This window comes from Heliorestis convoluta (assembly GCF_009649955.1).
GTDB lineage: Bacteria > Bacillota > Desulfitobacteriia > Heliobacteriales > Heliobacteriaceae > Heliorestis > Heliorestis convoluta.
Genome location: NZ_CP045875.1, coordinates 743,803 through 768,734, shown reverse-complemented (window position 1 = coordinate 768,734; position 24,932 = coordinate 743,803). Strand labels below are relative to the sequence as shown.

Annotated in this window: 20 protein-coding genes, 1 tRNA gene and 1 other annotated feature; of the genes, 19 read left to right on the top strand and 2 right to left on the bottom strand. The window is 41.2% G+C overall.

The window, feature by feature from the left end; all coding sequences use genetic code 11:
- The first annotated feature begins 84 nt into the window (after positions 1-84).
- Positions 85-317, top strand: a binding site (T-box leader).
- Between the two features lie 82 nt (positions 318-399).
- The 11 genes from FTV88_RS03525 to FTV88_RS03475 all read left to right on the top strand — a co-directional run bounded on the left by FTV88_RS03525 (position 400) and on the right by FTV88_RS03475 (position 12,266).
- Positions 400-873 (top strand): Lrp/AsnC family transcriptional regulator, encoded by a 474-nt coding sequence (locus FTV88_RS03525; protein ID WP_153726489.1) that lies wholly within the window; start codon positions 400-402, stop codon positions 871-873.
- Positions 874-875: 2 nt separating this feature from the next.
- The gene (locus tag FTV88_RS03520) at positions 876-2,057 is read left to right on the top strand and encodes an aminotransferase class I/II-fold pyridoxal phosphate-dependent enzyme (RefSeq protein ID WP_153724435.1); all 1,182 of its coding nucleotides are present in this window, start codon (positions 876-878) and stop codon (positions 2,055-2,057) included.
- Positions 2,058-2,113: 56 nt separating this feature from the next.
- On the top strand, positions 2,114-2,284 hold the full coding sequence (gene fdxA / locus FTV88_RS03515) for a 4Fe-4S ferredoxin (RefSeq protein WP_153724434.1): 171 nt from the start codon (positions 2,114-2,116) through the stop codon (positions 2,282-2,284).
- 123 nt (positions 2,285-2,407) lie between these two features.
- A complete protein-coding gene (gene selA / locus FTV88_RS03510) occupies positions 2,408-3,844 on the top strand; it encodes an L-seryl-tRNA(Sec) selenium transferase (protein ID WP_153724433.1) in 1,437 nt (478 codons plus the stop codon).
- Between the two features lie 16 nt (positions 3,845-3,860).
- Positions 3,861-4,913: a selenide, water dikinase SelD gene (gene selD / locus FTV88_RS03505; RefSeq protein WP_153724432.1), complete on the top strand. Its 1,053-nt coding sequence runs from the start codon at positions 3,861-3,863 to the stop codon at positions 4,911-4,913.
- A 28-nt stretch (positions 4,914-4,941) separates the two neighbouring features.
- Entirely contained in the window at positions 4,942-6,603 is a 1,662-nt protein-coding gene (gene bshC / locus FTV88_RS03500; protein ID WP_153724431.1) for a bacillithiol biosynthesis cysteine-adding enzyme BshC, read from the top strand.
- 89 nt (positions 6,604-6,692) lie between these two features.
- Complete coding sequence (locus FTV88_RS03495) at positions 6,693-8,174, top strand: sigma-54 interaction domain-containing protein (RefSeq protein ID WP_153724430.1); 1,482 nt, start codon at positions 6,693-6,695, stop codon at positions 8,172-8,174.
- A 101-nt stretch (positions 8,175-8,275) separates the two neighbouring features.
- Positions 8,276-8,809 carry a cell wall hydrolase gene (locus FTV88_RS03490; RefSeq protein ID WP_438266905.1) on the top strand — a complete coding sequence of 178 codons (534 nt, stop codon included), beginning with the start codon at positions 8,276-8,278 and terminating at the stop codon, positions 8,807-8,809.
- 18 nt (positions 8,810-8,827) lie between these two features.
- Complete coding sequence (gene ypeB, locus FTV88_RS03485) at positions 8,828-10,354, top strand: germination protein YpeB (protein WP_153724429.1); 1,527 nt, start codon at positions 8,828-8,830, stop codon at positions 10,352-10,354.
- Positions 10,355-10,510: 156 nt separating this feature from the next.
- Entirely contained in the window at positions 10,511-11,230 is a 720-nt protein-coding gene (pduL, locus tag FTV88_RS03480; protein ID WP_153724428.1) for a phosphate propanoyltransferase, read from the top strand.
- Positions 11,231-11,288: 58 nt separating this feature from the next.
- The gene (locus tag FTV88_RS03475) at positions 11,289-12,266 is read left to right on the top strand and encodes a Nif3-like dinuclear metal center hexameric protein (RefSeq protein WP_153724427.1); all 978 of its coding nucleotides are present in this window, start codon (positions 11,289-11,291) and stop codon (positions 12,264-12,266) included.
- Here FTV88_RS03475 and FTV88_RS03470 read toward each other — a convergent pair.
- The gene (locus tag FTV88_RS03470; RefSeq protein WP_162007882.1) at positions 12,235-14,232 is read right to left on the bottom strand and encodes a transglycosylase domain-containing protein; all 1,998 of its coding nucleotides are present in this window, start codon (positions 14,230-14,232) and stop codon (positions 12,235-12,237) included. The genes FTV88_RS03475 and FTV88_RS03470 overlap by 32 nt on opposite strands.
- A gap of 297 nt (positions 14,233-14,529) precedes the next feature.
- Between FTV88_RS03470 and FTV88_RS03465 the strand changes: the two genes are divergently transcribed.
- From FTV88_RS03465 to FTV88_RS03440, 6 genes are all read left to right on the top strand, one after another.
- Positions 14,530-15,420 carry a DUF4435 domain-containing protein gene (locus FTV88_RS03465; RefSeq protein WP_162007881.1) on the top strand — a complete coding sequence of 297 codons (891 nt, stop codon included), beginning with the start codon at positions 14,530-14,532 and terminating at the stop codon, positions 15,418-15,420.
- Between the two features lie 11 nt (positions 15,421-15,431).
- Positions 15,432-16,772, top strand: a complete 1,341-nt coding sequence (locus FTV88_RS03460) for an AAA family ATPase (RefSeq protein WP_153724424.1) — start codon at positions 15,432-15,434, stop codon at positions 16,770-16,772.
- Between the two features lie 172 nt (positions 16,773-16,944).
- Positions 16,945-17,280, top strand: coding sequence for a hypothetical protein (locus FTV88_RS03455; RefSeq protein WP_153724423.1), 336 nt, complete (start codon positions 16,945-16,947; stop codon positions 17,278-17,280).
- A 48-nt stretch (positions 17,281-17,328) separates the two neighbouring features.
- On the top strand, positions 17,329-18,627 hold the full coding sequence (locus FTV88_RS03450; protein ID WP_153724422.1) for a methyl-accepting chemotaxis protein: 1,299 nt from the start codon (positions 17,329-17,331) through the stop codon (positions 18,625-18,627).
- A 49-nt stretch (positions 18,628-18,676) separates the two neighbouring features.
- Positions 18,677-18,753 (top strand) — tRNA-Pro (locus tag FTV88_RS03445).
- Positions 18,754-18,773: 20 nt separating this feature from the next.
- Entirely contained in the window at positions 18,774-20,963 is a 2,190-nt protein-coding gene (locus FTV88_RS03440) for a Tex family protein (RefSeq protein WP_153724421.1), read from the top strand.
- Between the two features lie 88 nt (positions 20,964-21,051).
- On the opposite strand, the gene FTV88_RS03435 is transcribed toward FTV88_RS03440, so the two are convergent.
- Entirely contained in the window at positions 21,052-21,210 is a 159-nt protein-coding gene (locus tag FTV88_RS03435) for a hypothetical protein (protein WP_153724420.1), read from the bottom strand.
- A gap of 458 nt (positions 21,211-21,668) precedes the next feature.
- On the opposite strand from FTV88_RS03435, the gene FTV88_RS03430 reads away from it, so the two are divergent.
- Positions 21,669-22,400 (top strand): nucleotidyltransferase family protein, encoded by a 732-nt coding sequence (locus FTV88_RS03430; protein WP_153724419.1) that lies wholly within the window; start codon positions 21,669-21,671, stop codon positions 22,398-22,400.
- Between the two features lie 352 nt (positions 22,401-22,752).
- Positions 22,753-24,930, top strand: a complete 2,178-nt coding sequence (recD2, locus tag FTV88_RS03425) for an SF1B family DNA helicase RecD2 (RefSeq protein WP_153724418.1) — start codon at positions 22,753-22,755, stop codon at positions 24,928-24,930.
- Positions 24,931-24,932 lie beyond the last annotated feature (2 nt).

The following is a 24,932-nucleotide window of genomic DNA, read 5'->3' as shown; positions in this document are numbered from 1 at the left end:
CTACAGGACGAGGTCCCTTATCGTCACAGTCTTGATCTTTTGCAACAGGAAGTGTACAATAGGAATAATGTTACATTAGAATACACAATGGCAATGACAGGGAAGAGTATCCATAGAACTTACTAGATAGCGAACCGGAGATGGTGGAAGCCGGGCTAGTAGAGATGGAGAAAGCCCCCCTTGAGCTGTGACCTGAACAGTTTTTACGTATCTTAGTAGGGGAACCGGTTGCCTCCGTTACAGGCATACATGAGCAGATTGGTCTATTAGACTGATAAGTAGGGTGGTACCGCGTTGGCAAAGCCTTCGTCCCTTGTGGGGGACGGGGGTTTTTTAATTGTCAATAATAGTAAGAATAGAACAAAGGAGTGTTATACTTTGAGCTTGCAAGAAAAAAAGATGATTCTTGATATATTACAGAAAGATTGTCGCCTTTCTGTAGATCAAATCGCTTTGATGGTCGGCTTACCAAGCCAACAAGTACAAGAAGCCATTCGTGAATTAGAAGAAAACCGTACCATCTTAAAGTATGCAGCCTTAATTAACTGGGAAAAAGTCGAGGATGAAGTTGTAACAGCCATGATCGACGTCAAAGTAGTTCCCCAGAGAGACGTTGGCTTTGATCAAGTAGCAGAACGCATCTATCGTTACCCTGAAGTAAAGTCCCTGTCTCTAATGTCAGGTGGCTACGACCTTTCCGTCGTAATAGAAGGAAAAACAATGAAGGAAGTTGCTTTATTTGTTGCTGAAAAGCTAGCTGTGTTGGAACACGTACAAGCTACAGCTACCCATTTTGTTCTAAAGCGATATAAAAGTGATGGCGCTATTTTTGATGAAAAAGCAGAAGATCATCGATTGAAGGTGAGTCCGTAGACATGAGAGCAGCAAAAGAATATATCAATCCTGTCATTCAGAACTTGCCGCCTTCAGGCATTCGCAAGTTTTTCGATCTAGTAGCGAACACAAAAGGTGTCATCTCTCTCGGTGTTGGAGAACCTGACTTTGTTACCCCTTGGCATATTCGAGAAGCCTGCTTTTACGGTTTAGAACGAGGTTATACCATGTATACCTCTAACTTTGGCTTACCGGAACTTCGTAAAGAAATCAGTTATTTTGTAGAGAAACACTATGACGTGACCTATAAACCTCTTGAAGAAACCCTGGTCACAGTCGGTGCATCAGAAGCTGTTGATCTGGCTATGAGAGCTTTACTTGTACCGGGTGAAGAAGTCTTAGTTCCTGAGCCTTGCTACGTTTCTTATGCGCCAACTGTAACCATGGCTGGTGGAATAGCAGTCCACGTACCAACGTATGTCGAAGATGACTTTCAATTGACAAGTAAAGCCCTAGAAGCAAAGGTTACAGATAAAACAAAAATTCTCGTTCTTTGCTACCCTAACAATCCAACAGGCGCCATTATGACCCGAGAAGAACTATTAGAAATTGCTCGATTTGTGGAAAAACATGATTTACTCGTTTTAGCCGACGAGATATATGCTGATATGACCTATGAAGGAGAGCACCAATGCTTTGCTGCTTTGCCCGGTATGAGAGATAGGACCATATTAATTAATGGTTTTTCTAAGAACTATGCAATGACAGGATGGCGCATTGGTTATGTCTGTGCCAATGAAGAATTTATTGCGCAAATGACGAAGATCCACCAGTACACCATTCTTTGTGCACCGATTATGGGGCAGATGGCAGCTATCGAAGCCTTAAAAAATGGGCAAAGTGAAAAAGAACGTATGCTTATAGAATATGATCAGCGTCGTCGTTATGTGGTAGGTAGATTTAACCAAATTGGTCTTTCTTGCTTTACACCCCGCGGTGCTTTCTATGCCTTCCCTTCGATTCGTTCAACTGGTTTAAGCAGTGAAGAGTTTTGCGAAAAGTTACTGAAAGAAGAGCAAGTGGCCGTCGTACCGGGCAATGCTTTTGGAGAAAGTGGCAATGGTTTTATCCGTGTCTCCTACGCTTCTTCTATGGCCAATTTAACAGCAGCATTAGATAAAATTGAAGCTTTCGTACAACGCTGTAATCCTTCATCGTTTTAAATCTTCCTGAATAGGAAAGCACACCCCTTGGTTACATTATCAATGGAGGTGAGCTTATGACACATATTATCAACGATGACTGTGTCTCCTGTGGTGCCTGTGCACCGGAATGTCCTGTAAATGCAATCAGTGAAGGACCCGATAAATATCATATTGATCCAGAAGCTTGTATAGATTGTGGTGCCTGTGTAGATGTTTGTCCTGTAGATGCACCAAAGCCAGAATAAAACAAATAATTAGATTCGATAAAAAGTCTTCTGTCAGTGCTTTTCTGACAGAAGACTTTTTATCTTCTAGGTTGCTCTATGCTATAATATGTAACGAAAGAATGAGATAGGAGAGAAAGCCTCTTGCTGGTTCAAGATAGAAAGGCATCACTGCGTAACTTACCTGCTGTTCATCATGTCTTATCATCCTATGTAGCTCGGGATAACCTTGACCCTGCAGAATATGAGGACGCAGTCAAGCTCATTCAAGGGCTCATAGCGCAGGCTAGAGAAAACTTACTACAAGGGAAACAACAAGAACAAGACAAAGAAAGATGGAACGACGAGATCTGCTCCGACCTCAAAAAAATAATAGGGCAAAGAAAAAGGCGCCCTTTTCGCAGAGTGCTCAACGGTACAGGTATTATCTTGCATACCAACTTAGGGAGGGCACCATTGGCGGAAGAAGCCATTGAGGCCATTGTTAGCCTAGCTTCTAGCTATTCCAATTTAGAGTTTGACCTTGCTACAGGCCAACGAGGAAAGCGCTATGATCACGTACGAGGCCTATTACGGGAACTTACGGGTGCAGAGGACGCCATTGTTGTTAATAATAATGCAGCAGCAGTTCTTTTAGTGCTTACAGCCCTTGCTAGCAAAAAAGAAGTAGTTCTTTCACGAGGTGAACTTGTAGAAATCGGAGGCTCTTTTCGTATTCCTGATGTGATGGCCCAAAGTGGAGCTATTATGATAGAAGTTGGAACTACCAATAAAACGAAACTAAAAGATTATCAAAATGCCTTGACCGATGAAACAGCCCTCATCTTAAAAGTTCACCCCAGCAATTACAAAATTATTGGCTTTACTGCCTCTGTGTCTAGAGAAGAGCTCGTTGCTTTGGCCCGACAAAAAAACATACCTGTCGTAGAAGACCTAGGAAGCGGTGTTTTTATCAGTCAGGCTTCGCAAGATGATTTTTTTGGAGAACCGACTGTACAAAAGGTTGTAGCCAGTGGTGTCGACGTAGTTACGTTTAGTGGAGACAAGCTATTAGGGGGACCGCAGGGTGGTATAATTGTAGGAAAAAAAGAGTGGATCGCAGAGATAGAGCAACATCCTCTCACGAGAGCTCTCCGAGTGGATAAGCTTACCCTGGTAGCTCTAGAAGAAACATTAAAGCTCTATATCCATCCAGAAAAAGCAAAGCAAAGAATTCCTGCCTTATGTCTACTTTATCGTTCCTTGGAAGATATAGAAAAGAGAGCCCAGGCTGTGATGAAAGAATTGAAAAAGCTAGATGAATCTTGGAGCATCGAGCTTGTGCCAGGCACTTCTCAAGTTGGCGGGGGAACTTTACCGGAAATGGAATTACCGACCTGGCTGATTCAATTCAGGTCTAAAGATATAAGCACCCAAGAACTCGCCGATGTTTTACGAAGTCTCGAAATACCGGTTATTGGAAGATTGCGGGATCAGGCCTTTTGTATAGATATGCGAACCATTCGAGAAAGGGAAGAAAAGGATCTATGTAGAAGCTTACAAGAAGCTTTTCAGATACTAAATTCTCATGAGCAAAAATAAAAAGGAGGGATCGCCAATGACAGAAGCTTTTTTGCCTTTAACTGCCTTATCAAGCAAAGCCGGTTGAGCGTCCAAAATAGGTCCTGCGGACCTGGCCCAGGTTCTGGGTCATTTACCAGTGTACCCAAAAGATCCGAATATTCTTGTCGGTTTGGAATACAGTGACGATGCAGGTGTTTATAAGCTCAACGAAGAAACAGCTTTGATTCAGACGGTTGACTTCTTCACGCCTATCGTTGATGATCCCTACCAGTTTGGACAGATTGCAGCAGCCAATGCCCTTTCCGATGTTTACGCGATGGGCGGAAAGCCCTTAACAGCGATGAATATTGTCGCTTTTCCAACGCAGACTTTACCGCTTTCTGTATTAGGTGAGATTTTACGTGGTGGCGCTGAGAAAGTACAAGAAGCAGGTGCTGTCTTGTTAGGTGGCCACTCTATTCAAGACAAGGAGCCAAAGTATGGACTCTCTGTAACAGGCATTGTCCATCCCCAAAAAATTTGGACCAACGGCGGTGCTCGTCGAGGTGATGTACTCATCTTGACAAAGCCCCTTGGCATAGGCATTATTTCTACAGCCATCAAAAATGGAAAAGCATCTCCAGAAGCGCGAAATAAAGCCATCGAAGTGATGGCTACACTGAATAAGAAAGCTTGTGAGATTTTACAGTCTTTCGATATCGGTGGATGCACTGACATTACTGGTTTTGGATTACTTGGACATAGTCTGGAAATGGCGAGAGCCTCTGCTTGCACTTTAGAACTTTATGCAGGCAATATACCTGTCATTCCAGAGGCCTGGGATTATGCCCTTGCAGGCTACATTCCTGGAGGGAGCAAGTGCAATTTAGAAGTAGCCAAAGAAAACTGTCACCTATCACCAGAGCTTGTTCCTCAAGTGGGTCATATCCTGGCTGATGCCATAACCTCAGGTGGCTTGCTCGTTACAGTACCGCAAGAACAGGCTCAAGAAGCTTTGTTAGCCCTCCATCAAGGTGGTATTATCGAAGCGAGTCCCATTGGTTTTGTGATCGATGGAGAGCCTGGAAAGGTCATTGTAACGCAATGAAACCTTTTTAGGGGAAGGATGATGATTCTTGCAACTCGAGAGAATCAATACGCTTTTTACAGGCTTAGCCCAGGCTTACGTAAAAAGGGAGGCAACCCTTGCCTCTCTTTTTCCATATGATCATCGCTCCTTAGAATCTTACTGGCGACATAGCAAATGGCTTGACGAATATAGCTCACTACCTCGTCAAGCTCTTTCCAACATACTCGTACAAGAACAAAGGCGACTGGCAACATTAACCCAGAGTGACCAAGAAAATAAAACAATAGAAGCAGCAAAAAAACTAGGGCAAGATAATAGTCTCGTCGTAGTCACCGGTCAACAAGCCGGTCTATTTACAGGACCCCACTTGACCCTATTAAAAGCTTTTACGGCCATTGCCAAAGCTCGTCAATTGTCAATTTTTCTAGACCGTCCTGTCATACCTCTCTTTTGGATCGCTTCAGAAGATCATGATGTAGAAGAAGTCTCAAAAGCATCGGTTGCAATCGGTGAGCAAGTCCATACCCTGTCGATCCCTGTAGGAGAAGAGAAAAAGCCAATTGCTCACACAAAGTTACCAGAAGACTGGGAACAGATTGTTAAAATATTTACTTCGTACTTGCCGAACAACGAAAAAGGTCGCCAATGGAAATGTTTTTTAGAACAATTAACAGAAAAAACAAACACCTTGAATGAAGCCTTTGCTCTTATTCTATATCGCATAACCGCTCCCTACGGATTGGTACTATTCGATCCAATGAACAAAGCCATCAAAGAACTACCAGCAACAAAAAGTTTTTTCACACAATTGATAAAAGATCAGAAACCGCTTTCCGAAGCATTTCATCAAGGTTGCGAAAAAATTCGTGCCTTAGGTTATGAGCCACAGGTTCAAAAGTCTAGGAATCAACTTTTTCTCTTCTACCACGATCAAGATGAGCGAAAGGTGCTTATAAGAGAAGAGGAAGATAGGTGTAATAACAATAACAAAGATTTCTATCGACTTCGTGGAACGGACCGAACCTTTACTACCGACGACCTCATTGCAAGGGCCAACAAAGAACCGCATCTTTTTTCGAGCAATGTCATCTCTCGGCCTTTATGGCAAGATAGACTATTACCAACGATCGCTTATGTGGCAGGACCTAGTGAGATAGCCTACTTTGCTTCTTATGGAGAAATCTATAGAGCACTTAATCAACCCATGCCTCCCATTTTTCCGCGCTTTAGTGTGACTTTCATAGAAAGCCATATAAACAAAATATTACATCGTTACGACAGTACTTTCTTTGACTTTCGAAATAATTTCGACGAAATGATGATAAAGGCTTTGAAAGAACAAGATACTTTATCAATCCATAGCCTTTTTGCTACACTTCGAGAAGACATTACGGAAGCCTACGGAAAAGTGCACGAACCGATATTAGACTGGGATATCAAAATAGGTGCCTTAACAAAGGAAAATTTAGAACGTGTTCTAGGACAAATAGACTATCTAGAGAAAAAAGTACAACAACGGCATCGACAGAATTGTCAAGAATTAAAAAGTCATTTTGCCAAATTAAAGAGTCACCTTTTACCTGATAACAGACCACAAGAACGAATGCTAACTTCTTTACCTTACCTTATAAAGTATGAGAATTTGCTAGATAAACTATTAGAATTGCCCTTAGATGCAGTCGACTCTCACGTACTTATTACTTTGTAAGGGCTTTTCCTATTTGTTATGAAAGCAGGAGAAATTGTACCATTGAAGAATACACTTTTTATTTATGAACAGATTGAGGGGGGAGAGCAATGGCTGGTGCAAATGATCAGCTTGATATATTGATAAAATCAACACCTGTAATGAATTCTTCTCCTGCTCAAAACTTGGTAGACGAAGAAAGGTTACTTGCTGAGTTAAGCAAAGTGAAGGATATAAAAAGTACTTTAGAAACCATTCTAGAACATGCGTATGATGGGATTATGGTGGTCAACAGTGAAGGAATTATCACCACGGTGAACAAAGCCTACTGTCGCTTTCTTGGCTTTGAAGAAGTAGAGTTATTGGGAAAACCAGTCAAAAAAGTCATAGAAAATACGCGTCTTCATATTGTGCTCGAGACAGGTCAGGCAGAGGTAGGCGAATTACAACGGATTGGGAATCATGATTTTATCGCCATGCGTATACCCATCTTTAAAGAAGGGAAAGTCGTAGGGGCCGTTGGTAAAATTATGTTTAAGAATATCCATGAATTGAATGCTCTCGCTCAAAAAATTAATAAACTTGATCAAGAACTGGCTTATTATAAAGATGAGCTACAAAAGTTTCGGGGCGCCAAATACACGCTTGATGCTCTCGTCGGTCAAAGCTACTCCATTACGATGTTAAAAGAAACAGTTCGGCGCGTTGCTATAGCCACTACACCGGTATTAATTCGTGGCGAAAGTGGTACAGGAAAGCGTTTGCTAGCCCATGCTATTCACTTTGAATCACAGAGGAAGCAAGGCCCTTTTATACAAGTTCACTGTGGAACAGCGGCACCGCAAGAGTTAGAGAAGGAATTATTTGGAGAGTTTCAAGGGAGAGATGATGACCCGTCAGCAAACATACAAGGTAAAGTAAAACTAGCCCATAGAGGCACCTTACTCATCGATGAGATTGGAGATATGCCCTTATCGATGCAATATCAGCTTTTACAGCTTTTGCAGGGACAGGGTTTTCAGATTGATGAAGAAGGCCATAAAAAACCCCTTGACTTGCGTCTTATTGCGACCACAAATCGAAATCTCGAAGATCTGGTACGCAAAGGACTTTTTAGAGAAGATCTGTACTTTAGGCTTACCGTTGTTAGCCTCTTTATTCCACCGCTACGAGATCATTTAGAAGATATACCACAACTGGTACAGCATTTTGTAGAGAAATATAACAAAGAGCGGGGCATGGGCATTCGGGCTGTAGCGGAAGAAGCTCTCACTGTCCTTACTAGCTACTCCTGGCCGGGAAATGTCAAAGAGCTTACCGCTGTCATTGAAAGAGCTTATGATTTTTTAGAAGGCGATAGGATCGAACTGAAGGATCTACCCGTTTATTTACAAAAGCTAGCGGGCCACGATCACAGGATACAAAGCAAAGAGCCTCAAAGCTTACAAAGCTTACTAGAACAAACAGAGATCAACGCTATACGTAGAGCTCTCTTGAAAACGAAAGGAAATAAAGTACAGGCGGCACAGATTTTGGGTATCTCTCGTGCAGGCCTTTATCAAAAGCTTATGAAATACAATATTTTAGAGTAAAAGCGCTTCAAATGGAGCGTTTTCTTTTTTTTTACGTATAGGGAAGAAGCCTCGGCTGAAAAATAGAGCAGAAATATATTTTAACAGGGAGGGAAGATGAGTTGCGTTACTATAAGCTTACAGCAACCATTGTAGCTGGATTTTTATTTGGTTTGCTTGGATTCTTCGGTTGGAGTTCTTGGAACAACCCTTCATCGAATCTTCCGGGCGCTGCACAATGGAAAGCTGGTGTTTCAGTAGCACAAGCTCAACAAGACGGTGCTGTAGGTTACCCGAAAGAGTCAGACTTACAGATGATGGCTCGTGCCATTCACGGTGAAGCGAGAGGAGAACCTTATGAAGGTCAAGTGGCTGTTGGAGCCGTTATTATTAATCGGATTCGACACCCTTCTTTTCCGAATACAGCACACAGTGTAATTTTTCAACCACGAGCTTTTACAGCCGTTGATGATGGACAAATCTGGATACCCCTTCCAGAAGATGCTTCTGCCTATCGAGCGGCTCGGGATGCTTTAAATGGTTGGGACCCTTCAGGTGGATGTCTTTACTACTGGAACCCTGCTACAGCTACCAGTCAGTGGATATGGACCCGTACCGTTGTAAAAAGGATTGGAAAGCATAATTTCGGTTTATAAGAGAGAGGTGCAACAGTTTTGTCAGATCTTCGCGAAAACGATCATCTGGAACATGAAAGAGAAGAAAGAAAAGACCATGAAAAAGAACAAGGTGCACTGAGAAAGACTAAAAACTCCCTTGCTTTTTTAGCAGGTATTTTAGCAATCACAACCATTGGTCTGGGGCTTGCAACGTACAATCAATATACTGAGAATAGAATCTATCGAATGACAACAGAGAATCATTATCAGAGAGCTTTTATGGACTTGACAGGCCATGTGGAAAACATGGAGCTTGAGATGTCCCGGGTTCTTGTTAGTAATTCACCGAACCAGGCTGTACTAGGACTCACTGATGTCTGGCGCGAGTCTTCGCAAGCTGCTGCCGACTTAGGGCAATTACCTATGTCAACGCTATTGCTCAGTAGAACCAACGAATTTGTGAATCAGACGGGTGACTTTTGCCTGACCTTAGCGCAAGAAAAAGTTGATCAAAATAATGCACTTACACCAGAAGAAATTCGGCAACTGAGTGAATTACACAAGCAGACTGTTTTTTTACGAGATGAGCTTAGAAAGATGAGTGAACAAATTCATGCAGGCCAGTTAGCCTGGATAGACATGGAAAGAGAAGCTCGTCGACATGAACTTCAAGAAGGTTCGCAACCGCAAACTGCATTGAGTATGCTCTGGAATAGTGTCGTTACTGCTGTAGCTGGACAAGGTCCAGAAGCACAAGCACCAGCCATTTATGCCAATTTCCAGTTTGTTGAAGAGGAACTGCAAAAATTCACAGCCGTTGATTACGATGGCCAATACTCAAGTACCATCAAAGTTGAACCACGAGGTCTTGGAACAGGTCAGATTACGCAAGAACAGGCTTTGCAAATCGCTCAATCCTTTCTAGGTCCCGATGCATTAGAAGGTCATACACTGAATGTACTCGGTGAAGGAAAGGCGACGATTGAAGCTTATTCGATTGCTGCTTCCCCTGAAAATGATCCAGAAAACTATTCTGTAACCATGGATATATCTAAACAGGGCGGTCATGTTATTTGGATGCTTAGAGATCGTCCCGTAGGCAATGCGACCATAACTCGTGATCAAGCAGCTAGAGTAGCAATAGATTTCATGGAAGAAAAAGGGATACGAAATCTTGAAGCGACGGCTGTAGAGCAATACTCCAATATGGCTGTTGTAACACTTGTAGCAACAGAAGGAGATATGAGTCTTTACCCTGATAAGATCAAAGTAAGAGTGGCTATGGACAATAGTGAGATAGTAGGTTATGATGCCACCGCCTACTTGACTTTCCATCACAACCGTAATATACCAGAAACAAGACTTAGTGTAGATGAAGCACGCCAAAGAGTCTCCAATCAAGTAGAAATAACGGGCACCAATCTTGCTTTAATCGCAAAAGAAAATTATACAGAAGTACCTTGTTGGGAATTCCGTGCCGTTCGTGGCAATCAAGAATACCTGATCTATATCAATGCTTTAAATGGCAAAGAAGAGCAGATCTACAGAGTGATTAACACAGAAGCAGGAAAATTCATCTTTTAACCCTCTAAAAGGCGCACTAAGAAAGCACGATTCGACATTCTTGAGTCGAATCGTGCTTTCTAATGCAAGTAGCAATAGAAAGGATAAGGTATTCAAGGGAACTTAGTTGTGCTAGAATAAACAAGTATGGGAAAACCTAATGGGAGAGTGATGCCAGTGCTCATATCGACAGGAGTGTCGGCTAGACATATCCATCTCAGCCCGGAGCATCTGGAAGCTTTATTCGGTCAAGATTATGCGCTTACACCGAAGCGAGAGTTATCCATACCGGGTCAGTATCTGTGCAAAGAAAGATTGCGAATCGAAGGACCCAAAGGTTCTATGGACAACGTCGCAATCATTGGGCCGACTCGTTTCCGTACACAAATAGAAATCACTTCCAGTGACGGAATCAAGCTAGGTGTTAATCCGCCGATTCGTTTATCGGGCGATCTAGATGGAAGTGAACCTGTTACACTTGTAGGTCCCAAGGGAAAGCTAGAGCTCGATGAGGGACTCATTGTAGCAATGCGACATATTCATATGACAGAACAAAATGCAACGGAACTGGGCTTTCGCCATAAAGATTATGCCATGGTGATAGTGCCCGGTCCTAGAAGCCTTGTCTTTGATCATGTCGTTGTTCGTGTATCTCCCGAGAATGTTGCGACAGAACTGCATATTGATACCGATGAAGCCAATACAGCCTCGTTAAAGACAGGAGATAAGGTAAATCTCTTAAGAATTAACGACAAGAAAATTCGTATAGAGCGCTTAATCAACATGTTTGATGAAAGGCAGATGAAGCTTATAGAAGCTTGTGTCGCCAACATCGTAGAAGAAGAACGTCGCAAAGTTTCACAAATGGAAGATATATTGGCGCGATTGCGTAATTAAGCAAAAAGACCGGTCTTTCTAGACCGGTCCCTTTTTCATTTTTGAAAGGAGATATAAGATGCAGCTTGGAGAGATTTATCGATGGCTTGTTCAAAAAGGCAAAGAAGCCGATGTCAGGACGGAAGAAGAGCTTGATCTTCTGGCTGAAGAAAGAAAAGAAAAATTTAGAAAAAGCAAAGACAAAGGACTTATTCTATCAGAGGATCAAGACTGGGATAATCCCTATGGTGACACCAAGATTCTATATGGTTCCGAAGAACGGTATGTCTCACGAGCTCTCGTTGGTATTGATGTAGATGGTAGTGAATTTTTATTGGCTGACAAGGAACGACAACGATGTGAACCGATTGATCTTATTATTACGCATCATCCCCAGGGTAGAGCACAGATTCAACTGTTTCAAGTGATGAAAGTTCAAGAAGAAATGCTCTATGAAGCTGGCGTACCCATTAACGTAGCAGAAGCCTTGATGAGTCAGCGTATTAACGAAGTACAACGCGCCTTGTTGCCAGCCAATCACCAAAAAAATGTAGATTTGGCTCGTATATTAGACATTCCATTTCTCGCAGTGCACTCGCCTGCAGACAATCAAGTTCAAAAATATTTGACCAATTATCTAATCAAAGAAAATAAAGAGCATGATGAAAAACAAAAAATTAAAGACATCATAGAAATGCTATTGGATTTGCCAGAATATAGACAGGCCGCTCAATATGGCATGGTTCCTCAAGTCATTGCAGGCAATCCTCAAAATCGTACAGGCAAGTTGTACATCAAAATGAATGGTGGTACAGCAGGTCCTGAAAAATCTATTGATGAACTAGCTAAGGCAGGTATAGGAACTATTATTTGTATGCACCTACCAGAAGCTCAGAGAAAAAGGGCCGCTGAATTGCACCTACGAGTCATCGTAGCAGGTCATATGGCCTCAGATTCTCTGGGCATGAATCTACTGATGGATGGCTTGGAGAAAAAAGGAGTCGAAATCATTCCTTGTGGAGGCTTTATACGTCATCGGAGAGAAACCCCTCAATAGAATTATCAGGAGCAGTGAGGGATGGGACCCAATCATCTTGGTTCCAGTCACTCAAATCTACTTCTGCATCGTAAACGGGATAAGAATCGGAGCCTTTCTCATCCAAGTCAAGAACAGGTAAAGGAGTCGGACTAGAGTCTTGTTCCTGATTTTCTGTTTCTTCATCAGAACGATTCTCACGATAAGGTGGGCTGACAGAAAAAGCAGGTGGATACTGTGTAAAGACGTGAGAGGAACGAAGATCTAAGAAAGTAGAAGCACCTTCTGTAAAGTTTCGAAAAAGTCTAGCCGGATAGGAACCACCATATATTTGACGCAGGTAATGTTGCCCATCTGTCTGATCGTAGCCCATCCAGACGGCTGTAACCAGTTCTGGTGTGTATCCGACGAACCAAGCATCACGATTGCCTTTTACATTATTAAAAATTGCAATAGGCGGAAGTTCAGAAGTTCCCGTTTTACCAGCTACGGGTCTAGAGAGCATGGCTTCTCGGCCTGTACCATAAACGACAGCACTCTGTAGGAGTTCTGTCATTTTTTTTGCAGTAGAAAAAGACAAAACCTCTTTTGTTTGAGGTGGTTGAACAAGAGCATTTTCCTGTGCATCATAAATCTGAATAATCGTACGTGGTTCTACAGACATCCCGCCATTGGCAAAAACAGCATACCCTTTGGCCATATCGAGGGGCGAAAAGCCTTCTGCCATGCCACCAAGAGCAAGAGCCAGATGTTTATCGTTCGTAGATAGAGGCAAGCCCATGTCTTTCATCGTATTGAAACCTTTTGAAACGCCAATTTGATCCAAGAGCCAAACGGCAGGGACATTTACCGATAAAGCAACTGCTTCTACCATTGTCGTCTGTCCGCGAAAGAATCCGTCATAATTCTTAGGCTCATATCCACGAAATGAAAGAGACTGATCGACAAGCAAGCTTTGAGGCTCCCATCCATCTTCTAGTGCTGGAGCATAAACAGCGAGTGGTTTAATCGTAGAGCCGGGAGAACGTCGCATCATCGTTGCTCTGTTAAAGGAACGTCTCGTTTCATAGCGACGACCTCCTACAAGTGCTTTAACATGACCTGTTAGTGGATCGATACTAGCTAAAGCCGCTTCTACAGGTCTTTCACCATGACTCGGTGGAAAAAGCTCTGGTCTGGCAAAAAGATCTTCAGCATGCTCCTGAATCGCCCGATCCAGTGTCGTATAGATATGTAGACCGCCACCATAAAGGGCTTCTTCTTTAATTCCATGAACTGAAATAGCCTCACGAATTACCTCGTCGATGAAAAAAGGATAGGTATGTTGATTGGATGCAGAACTAGGTGCTAAATGAATCGGTTCTTTGAGACTTTCTTGCCACTGCGAATAGTTGATAAAACCATATTGATACATTTGATGTAAGACAGTATTACGCCGTATCATAGCAGCTTCATTCGAGTTAAAAGGATTGTAAAAAGTAGGTGTTTTTGGAATGCCGGCAATTAAAGCAGCTTCAGCAATCGATAAATCTTGAACTGATTTACCGAAAAAGGTACGAGCTGCTGCTTCTACACCATAGGCACCTTCACCAAAATAAATTCGATTTAAGTAAAGTTCCAAAACTTTGTTTTTGCCCAGTTCTTTTTCTAAATGATAGGCGATATGAATTTCTTTGACTTTTCTTCGCCAGGTTCTCTCTGGAGATAAATAGACGTTACGCACGAGTTGCTGCGTAATCGTAGAAGCCCCTTCAGCAATGTAACCGGATTGATAGTTCACTTTCATAGCTCTTAAGATACTTTGTGGATCAAAACCATGATGTCTGAAAAAGCGAATATCTTCTGCTGCAATAAAAGCATTGCGTAAATGCTGGGGAACTTCTTCTATCGTAACAGGAATTCGGTTTTCGGCACCATGAAGCTTAAACAATAGCGTACCCTTGCTGTCATAAATAAAAGATGTTGCTGATACTTCAAAATCTTCCACATTAAAAGCTGGCTTTTCTCGAAAGAAAGTATAAGCGCTATATAATCCTACAGAAAGAAAACCCCAAAGAAAAGTAAATACTAAAAGAACAACAAAGGCAATCTTGCTTCCAATTTGAGAAAAACGACTTTTTTGCTTATCCAGGGACGAGACCTCCTTTGGTGGACACTATCTTACTACATTATAAGACCTTTTTCTCATCTTGAACAGGGAGGAAAGAATATCCACTCTTTCTGTCGAAGGAGAAAGAATGGTATGATAGATGTAAGCTTTTTTCCGTATAGGGGGGCTTTACTATTGAAAGAATTCTTAAACGCAACTCGCCTTATTACCAAAGTAAAGATGTTACGTTCTCTTCACAAAGGTGCAGCCTTCTTACTAGTAGAAGGTCTCTCTGATGCACGACTATATGGCAAGTTCATGGATAAACAACAATGTCAAATAATAGTCGGTGAAAACAAACAGAACATTTTGGGTGCACTGACAGGATTAGAAGATCAAAACGTAGCAGGCTATCTGGCCATTGTAGATCTAGACTATGATTTTCACCATGTCAACAGAGACAGCAAGAACAACCTTATTTATACGGACTCACATGACTTAGAAACCATGCTTCTTGCTTCTACAGCTTTGCAGAACCTACTGATTGAGTATGGAGATGAAAAAAAGATAAGCTTGCTAGAAAAGAAGAGGAATCAAAGTATAGATAAAATTATTGTTGAAGCAGCAGCAACTGTTGGATACTTGCGCTGGTGTTCTTTAGAAAAAAAATTGGCCTACCGCTTTGAAAATCTCGACTTTTCTTCTTTTATCTGTGAAACCAACTTAGAAGTAGATGAAGATAAAATGATTCAGCAAGTAATAAAAAATTCCAAAAAACCTGTTAAGATAGAAAGCGAAACTTTAGAAGAGTGGCTTAAAGAATATAAAGCAAAAAACTATGATCCCTGGTGTATATGTTGTGGACATGATGCTGTTCGTATCTTGCTTATTGGACTTTTGAAAAACTTTGGTGCCTATAATGCCAAGAAACTAACCTTGAATGCTCTCGAAGGAAGTTTACGACTGGCCTATACCTTTGACGATTTTATGGATAGTACTCTTTACATCTCTATTTTGACATGGGAAAGTCACAACAAGCCCTATAAGCTCTTAAAGCAAAGAAAAATAATAGAACAGGCAGGATAGGGGTAAGAAGAATGATTGAAATAAAAAAAATTAGAGTAGAAGGCCTTCTCGGGCAAAAATGCCATGAATTTTCCCTTCATGATGAGAGAATTACAATTCTACATGCTCCTAATGGCTTTGGCAAAACAACATTGCTAAAGCTTATTGACCATATATTTAATGGACGACTTTTTGAACTTAAAAGAATTCCCTTTCGAAAAGCAGAAGTATTTTTCTCCGATCACTCTAAACTAGAGATTATAAGAGAGCAAAGAGTTCGAAATGTAGAAGATTCTCAGTTAGAACGAATTAGTTACACTTATTTTGACAATAGAGGAGATAATAAAGTTTTTCAACCGAAGTTACGTTTGACGAAACGCTACTCAATCAATATTCTTGAAGAACTCTTACCCTTTCTAGAAAGAGTAGGTCCTGAACTGTGGGAGCATACAGAAACAGGCGAAATACTTGATTACCATGATGTAATAAAGTTGTATGGAACTTTTTTGCCATTAGCACCAGAGTATGAATGGCCTGCTTGGTTAAAAAAACTTCGCAAAACCATTCCTGTCCATTTTATTGGTGCACAAAGACTATTGCAGGCCATATCGACGAAAGAACGTCAAGATAAAAAGAGTAGAGGAGAAAAGTATCAGTCTACAGTTCGCTATTTTTCTAATGAACTGGTCCTTACAATTCAGACAAAGATGGCTCAATCGGCTGCTTACAATCAAGAACTTGATCGATCCTTTCCAGAAAGACTTCTAAAAGCCCAAAATGAAAAAAAGCAGCCCTATTTAGCTACAGCAGAAAAGATAGAAAAAAAATTGACAGAACTAGAACGAAAGCGAACTCGGCTGGCGAGAGTTGGTCTGATCGACCAAGTCACAGAAAGAGAAGCGTTCCCCATTGAAAAACTTGATAATTTCACCTGTGGACTCTTATCCCTCTACATTGAGGACACAGAGAAAAAACTTCAATTCTTTGATGATTTAGAAGCAAGATTGAATCTTCTATTAGAGCTAGTTAATAAGAAATTTTTGAATAAAGAATTGATCATTCAACGAGATAGAGGCTTTGTTATTCGCCTGAAAAACATGAAAAGAAACCTGGAAGTAGAAGAACTTTCCTCGGGGGAACAACATATTCTTGTCATGTATTATCAGCTTCTTTTTCAAACAGAACCCGGTGAAATTGTTCTTATGGATGAACCAGAACTGTCATTACATATTGGCTGGCAAGGTCAATTTGTAGAAGATCTGTATGAGATTATTGACTTACGTAAAATGACCCTCTTAATTGCTACGCACTCACCTGACATTATCAACGGACGCTGGAATCTAACAGTAGAATTAGAACAGGACGACTCATAAGAGTGATGCGCATGTATGTAAGAGAGGAGACATAAAATGCATCAAAATCAATAAAGAAGCTTCTGTCGAAATTATAATAGAAACGGTAAAGATTATAGAGGATAATAAGGAAGGAATGTCGAAAAAAGCAGCTTATTAATGCAGGTACGAGCATGGAAAGGAAGGTGCTACCATGGAAGGTTGGGCATTGAAAAGAGGCGAAAGACCTTACAAAATTGTTGTGGCTACAAGAAAAGAAAAAGGTGAAGGTCTTCAAAATTTACATTTTTATGCTAAAATCAAAGAGAATGGATTTGTAGATTGCTTCTTGATTTTTGACTATGGTCATAAAAAATCGACACGACAGGCTAAAGATTTTCCGGTCGATCAATTTGAATATTTTCTTCAAGGTGTACAACAGCGCTGCCCTTTGCCTTGTCGACTTATTGACGGAGAAGAAGAGGAGGGAATGGCTTATACAATGTGGGAAAACTTCTTTGGAGTAGACAACAACATTTTAGCCGGTTAGGTCAGTAAAACGAGGACACTACGGGATAGAGCAAAGGGGGTAGGACAGATGAATTTCATTGCTCGTAGCATTTTACTGAAGCTTGTTGCACTCACCGTAAGCGTTGTCCTTCCTATATTTGTCGTTTCTTTTGGCCTTATACTATATCGCTTTGCACCTCTAGTTGATCAAGTCTTTCTGAATCAAGTATTGACAGAAACTATCATAATATTGCTTATACTTGGCTTTATAGGTACTTCAGCGTGGATCATAATTTTACGTCAGACGATTGTATCTTCCATTGTAAAGCTATCAACTTATATGACCCAAGCTACAGAAAATAGAGATCTTCGACCGACAAGTGCCCAGGAGACCCCTTCACAAGATGAAATTGGCCAAATGGTACAAGCCTATAATATTATGATTAGTGAATTAAGGCGCATTATGGGGACGATTCATGCAACCAGCCAAGAACTCCATGGATTCTCTGAAATACTGCGGCAGAACTCGCAAGCAACGGGTCATGCAGCAGAAGAGATTGCAGCAACAATGGACAACATCTCCCAGGAGGGTCTTCAATTAACAGAGGCTTCCCAGGAGAACTATCAAGCCAGTCAACAGATTGGGGAGATTGCCAACAAATTAACTCTTTCCTTAGATGAAATGATGGCCTCTGTAAAAGAAGCGGCTCATTTTACTTTAGAAGGCTATAAGAAACTAGAAGAGGGCATCGAGACCATGGCTGAAGTCAAAGTCTCAGCCCAGACAGGCTTAGAAACGATTCGCAACTTAAACGATAAAAATAAATCTATTGAAGAAATTATCCAATTAATCACCAATATTGCCAAGCAGACCAATTTACTAGCTTTAAATGCAGCGATAGAAGCAGCGCGTGCTGGTGAACAAGGTCGTGGTTTTGCTGTCGTTGCTGATGAAGTACGTCATCTAGCAAGTCAATCTTCAGAAGCAACAGAGAAAATCACAGAATTAATCCGAGAAATTCAAAGTGAAAGCGATCGAGCCAATTACGTTATGACCAACAATGCGCAACAAGTAGAAGAAGGCGTAGTTAAAATCCGTAGTACCGGTGAAGTGTTTCAAGCCATTCAAGGGGTGACAAAGACTGTACTAGATGAGGTAAGTTCTTTAGAAAAAGAAACAAAAGAATTGCTGAGTACAGGCAAGGTACTTAAAGAAAAAGCTGACACAATAGCAAAAGTTGCTCAAGTAACAGCCAAAAATATTGAAATGATTCAAGGAAAAAGCCAGCAACAGACAGCGTCTTGTCAAGAAGTGGCCGCGAATGCCCAGGAGTTAACAGGTATGTCGCAGCAATTAAAAGAAGAAGTGGAAAAATTTAAAATTTAACAAATGGTAATTTACAATAAAAAAAAGCTGTGCTAGTATTGCAGCTACTCGGGGTGTGGCTCAGCTTGGTAGAGCGTTCGCTTCGGGAGCGAAAGGTCGCAGGTTCAAATCCTGCTACCCCGACCATTGGGTAGGTGAGAAAATTAATGACCTCTTTTAATCCCTGGGAAAGTCCCCTTATACCTAGACTTGCTCAAGAATTAAATTTAGCAGAGTCTAGAATTCAAGGGGCCATTGAACTCTTTGATGAAGGCAATACCATTCCTTTTGTGGCCCGCTATCGAAAAGAGCGGACCGGTGAAATGAATGAAGTAGAACTACGCCAATTGGCAGAGCGTTTAGAGTACCTACGAAATCTTGATAAAAGAAAAGCAGAAGTCTATCGTCTCGTCAAAGAGATGGATAAAGTGAAAGAGCCCTGGCTAGAAGGGCTTCGGAAAGCACAGACTTTATCGGAAGTAGAAGACCTTTACCTACCTTTCCGACCAAAAAGAAAGACACGGGCTTCTGTAGCTCGGGAAAAGGGTCTTGCGCCTTTCGCTGATCGAATTAAAAAGCAAGAAATAGAAGGCGACATATTACAAGTAGCTAGGGAATATGTCAACTTGGAAAAAGAACTTCCAGACGCCCCTGCTGTTTTAGTCGGCGCTCTTGATATCATTGCAGAAGAGATATCAGATGATGCCAAAAGTCGTCAGTGGGTTCGGCAATATCTGCGAAGAGAAGCCATCCTCGTTGTAGCAGCCACAAAGCCGCAAGAGAAGAGCCCTTATGAAATGTACTACCAGTTTAGTGAGAGAATTAAAACCATTCCGGCTCATCGCATTTTAGCAATAAATCGAGGCGAACGAGAAAAAGCTTTACTTGTAAAAATAGAAGGACCTGATGAAGAGATTATGGAAGGTCTCTATCGCAAATGGATTAAGAAAGAAAAGACAGAGACAGCCAAAGCCCTTGTCAAAGCAATTCAAGACAGCTACAAGCGATTAATCCGGCCTTCTATAGAACGAGAACTTCGTTCAGAACTAACTGAAAAAGCGGAAGAACAAGCGATAAGAGTATTTGCTGCCAATCTCTCACCTCTTTTACTTCAACGTCCTGTTGGTCAACAGATTATTATGGGTCTTGATCCCGGCTATCGTACAGGATGCAAGTTAGCTATTATTGATGGCATTGGTAAAGTACTGGCTGTACAGACGATCTATCCCCATAAACCACAGGGTCATTGGTCAGAAGCAATTGATGTACTGAAAGGCTTGATTAACCAATATAACGTTCAGATTATTGCTATCGGTAATGGAACCGCAAGTAGAGAAAGCGAAAAGCTGATAGCGCAAGTAATCCAGGAGATAGATCAAAAAGTTCAATACACCATCATTTCAGAAGCCGGTGCCTCTGTCTATTCGGCATCAGCACTAGCAGGAGAAGAATTTCCAAACCTAGATGTGGCCATGCGTAGTGCCATATCAATTGCGAGAAGATTACAAGATCCACTGGCAGAGCTGGTTAAAATAGATCCACCCTCCATTGGTGTGGGGCAATATCAGCATGATGTCAATAGCAAACGACTTTATCAATCCTTGTCAGGCGTTGTTGAAGATTGTGTAAATTCTGTAGGCGTTGATATCAATACAGCTTCGCCTTCTCTGTTATCCTATGTAGCAGGCATCAAGCCAGCTATGGCCAAAAGCATTGTAGCTTATCGAGAAGAAAAGGGGCCTTTTAAGAAGCGGAAAGATCTGTTAAAAGTATCCCGTCTAGGATCGGCTACTTTTACACAATGCGCAGGCTTTGTCCGACTTCCTGGTGCAGATGACCCCTTGGAAAACACACCGATTCACCCTGAAGCCTATCATATAGCAGAGCAACTCATCGTCTTATTAGAAGAAAACAAAAAAAGCTTACAAAACAAAGCTGACTTAGAAAGAATAAGAAATAAACTATCTTCTCTTAATTTGGATGAGACCGCAGCAAAATTACAAGTTGGCTTACCTACTTTACGAGATATAATAGAAGCCTTATCAAGGCCTGGTCGTGACCCTAGAGATGAGTTGCCCAAGCCATCTTTTCGACGGGATGTCTTGGAAATGAAAGATTTACGACCAGGCATGGTTTTATCGGGAACAGTAAGCAATGTCGTTGATTTTGGCGCTTTCGTTGATATCGGTGTCAAGCAAGACGGACTTATTCACATATCGGCTTTGGCCAATCGCTACGTCAAACATCCTTTTGAAGTTGTAGCAGTAGGCGATCCTGTAACTGTGCGTGTCCTTGATGTTGATGTAGGTCGTAATAGGATCTCTTTATCGATGCGCTTAGAAGCAATTAATGAATAATTTTGGGTGTTCCGTTTTTCAACTGGAGTCGGCAAAGAAGCCACCCCCATAAAGATAAGGGGTGGCTTCTTTTTTCTTGGAGGTTCTTTTAGCGACGACGCAACCCATTGCGAATATCCACAACAGCACTCGTCATGGTTTGCACTTCCCGCAAGTACCAAGCAGTTAAAGCAAGCATACCAACAGCAACAAAAGGCATGTAACTGCTGTGTTTACAAGCTTTGTAAGGGCTAGAGCGGTAGTACATATCCTTCACCTCCATAGACCATAGCCTTCCCAGGTAAGAAATAAAAATGAGCTGAAAAAAGGGACAGAGATTTGAATACTATGAAAGCGAGTTAGAAAAAATATGGTATCAGAGAAAAAAGTTCTAATATACCAGATATAGGAATATAATAAAAAAGCATTGCAAAAACAGGAAAGGATAACATGCTAACAAGTTTTCATAAACGCCTGACTCCACCACAAAATACCAATTGACCGTTTTTGTGTTAATCTAATTGGGATTCAAGAAATTTACTCGTACTCTGTTATGTTTACAAAAAGATAACCATTCCTTTCTAGAAAAATCACATTCAAGGTGGAAATAAGAACCTGCAATTGGTATAATTAAGATACCACAAGTACAATTTCGACTTTTTTATTGACAGCATTGTTGGGCATAAAGATAAAAAATAAATGATATATTCTTAGGAGGGTATTAAAATGAAAGCAGTCATCATGGCCGGTGGATTAGGAACGAGATTGAGACCTTTAACGGACAATATGCCCAAGCCAATGGTCCCTATTCATGGTAGACCCGCAATGGAGTATGCTGTCATGTTACTAAAAAAACATGGTATTACAGATATTGCTGTAACACTCCATTATCACCCTAAAATGATTAAGAATTATTTTGGTGATGGTTCTCGTTTTGGTGTTCGATTCAGTTACTTTGTTGAAACAGAACCACTTGGAACAGCAGGGTCCGTAAAGCAAGCCCAAGACTTTTTAGATGAAACTTTCCTCGTCATCAGCGGTGATGGTATCACCGATATTCATCTGGGCAAAGTAATTGAGTTCCACCAAGAACGCAATTCTTTAGCGACCATGGCCCTTACGCAAGTTGATGATCCAACCCAGTTTGGCATTGTCATAACAGACGATCAGGGGCAGATCAATCGCTTTATCGAAAAGCCTAAAAAAGAAGAAATATTTTCCAATACAGTTAATACAGGTATTTATGCACTAGAACCAGAAGTTTTTTCGCACATTCCTGACGGCTTCTATGATTTTTCCAAAGAACTTTTCCCCAGTCTCATGAGAAAGAAGCTTCCTTTCTTTGGATTACCTGTTAAAGGCTATTGGCGTGATATCGGTACCATTGATCAATACCACCAAGTACAAGTCGATATCAAAAATGGCCAACTAGGCAACTACTATCAAGAAGCCATATAACGACAAACTTCGTGAATGTTCCTTCGATTATTTCATTGAAATTGGTTTTTAATATATTCAATATATGGATGTATAGTTTGTGTAAACAAAGGCGAAAATAGGATTGTAGGGGATTTACCCCCTTTTGTTCCCCTATGTTTCTCCTCTGGAAGCCCCTTCCCCGGGGGCTTCCCCCCGAAAAAGCATATAAAAGCTCGGAATAAGTTCCGAGCTTTTTCTCTTTCTCAAAGTAATAAAAGTCAATGCAAAAGGTACAAGCAGAAAAGGAAGGGGAATAGCCAATTGTGACGAAATATATGATGAGTGCAGCAACAAGTAAGAGGCACTGAGTCATAAAAGGCGGTCAGCAACAATGGTACAACTAGAAGGACAATTAATTCGAATTCTCTTTCATCAAGAATCTTATATGGTAGCACTTTTTAAAAGCAAAAAAGAAAAGATAACGGTGATCGGCCATCTCATATCTCCACAAGTTGGCTTAACCTATACACTAGAAGGTGAATGGGTGGAACACCCAAAATTTGGGAAGCAACTTCGGCTTTCTACTTATAAGCTTGTACCTCCAACAACATCCCAAGGAATGGAGAAGTTTCTATCTAGCTCCCTCTTAAAAGGAATGGAAAAGAAAAAGGTTAAAAGCCTGATAAATGCATTTGGGACAGATATTCTAGAAATACTTCGAGATGAACCAGAAAGGCTACGTAGCTTATCGGATCTACAGGACGAAGAAGTCGATGCTATCATAGAAGCGTATCAAGATTTTGATTATGAAGAGAATCTTCTTATCACCCTGACTGAATATGGCATAGAGAGCGAACTCGTCTACAAAATATTTCGTCAATACGGAAGAAAGAGCGTAGCAACCATCGAAGATAATCCTTATTGCTTATGCCTTGACTTACGTGATGTACCTTTTGAGAAGTCTGATAGCATCGCTCAAAAGCTTCAGTTGCAAGGCAGTGATAGGAGACGCATAGAAGCGGCTTTCATCTATTGCTTAAAAGATGGCAAAGAGGAGGGCCATGTATTTTTGCCGAGCTCTATCTTGATTCGACGAGTAAAAGAAAGATTGGAAAGGTCAAATCATTATCAAGAGGTGCCAGGAGAAAAAGAACTAAGCGAAGAACTGCTACAAGTTATTTCAGAAGGAAAAATAAACTATTACGCCCAGGGATGCTATCTACCGGAACTATTTTGGGCGGAACAAGAAGTGGTACGTCATCTTATTGCAATCAATCAACATAATTTTACCTGGAATGTTAATGTAGAAAAAGTCATTCAAACGATGGAAGAAGACTTTGGTATTGCCTATGCAGATGAACAAAAGCAAGCTTTCTTTGCATTGGCCCAGAGGGGGCTTACTGTAATCACAGGTGGCCCTGGAACAGGAAAAACTACCATTGTTAAAGGCTTGATTGCCTTGGTTAATCGAGCAACGCCCAACGCTAAAATTACACTATGTGCACCAACGGGTCGCGCAGCCAAAAGAATGGCAGAAACAACAGGATATCCTGCTTTTACGATCCATAAAGTTCTTGGACTAACAGGTAGAGAAAAAGAATACTTCTCTTGTGAAACAGAAGCACTACAAGCTGACGTGGTCATTGTAGATGAAGTTTCTATGGTTGATATACAAATGATGGCTACACTCCTCAATGCCATGAAGAAAAATACCAAGTTGGTACTTGTGGGCGATCAGGATCAACTTCCCTCGATTGGTCCAGGGCAAGTCTTAAAAGACATCATTGAACAGTCTATGGGAGCTATCATCAGGTTGCAATATGTTTTTCGCCAGGAAGATAGCTCTGACATCGTCAGGAATGCCCATCGCATCAATGAAGGGATTTTACCTGATATTACAGGAAAAAAAGAATTTATTTTTATTCAACGATGGCGTTTGCAAGACTGTCGAGATGCTTTGCTGGAGACTGTTCAAAGAGCCATTGAAAGAGCCGGTTACAGTTTAGAAGATATTCAAGTCATAGCACCGATGCGTTATACTGATGTAGGTGTATGGAACTTGAATAAGGCAATGCAAGAACGGCTGAACCCTTTATTGCCTGGGAAAAAGGAGCTGCAGACAGGTTTTTATAGCTTTCGTACCGGTGATAAAGTAATGCAGTTGAAAAATGATTATGAGAAAGAAATATTTAATGGTGATGTAGGCTTTATCACAGAAATTCTCTTGCATAGCGAGGGAGAAAGTGACGAAGATAAGATTGTTGTACAATTTGACGATTCTGTTTCCTATGTTCGTTCAGAATGGGATCAACTTACTTTGGCTTATACAACGACAGTACACAAAGCCCAAGGAAGCGAATACCCTGTTGTAGTAATGCCATTAACAATGCATCACCGAAGAATGTTGCGTCGCAACTTACTTTATACAGCAGTAACAAGAGCTCGTGATAAAGTCATTTTAATTGGGGAACAAGATGCCCTTGCCCATGCCGTTACGAATAATGAAGATAGCAGTCGCTTTAGTGCTTTAAAAAGACGCTGGCAAGAAAGTTTGCATAAGGAGGAATGATA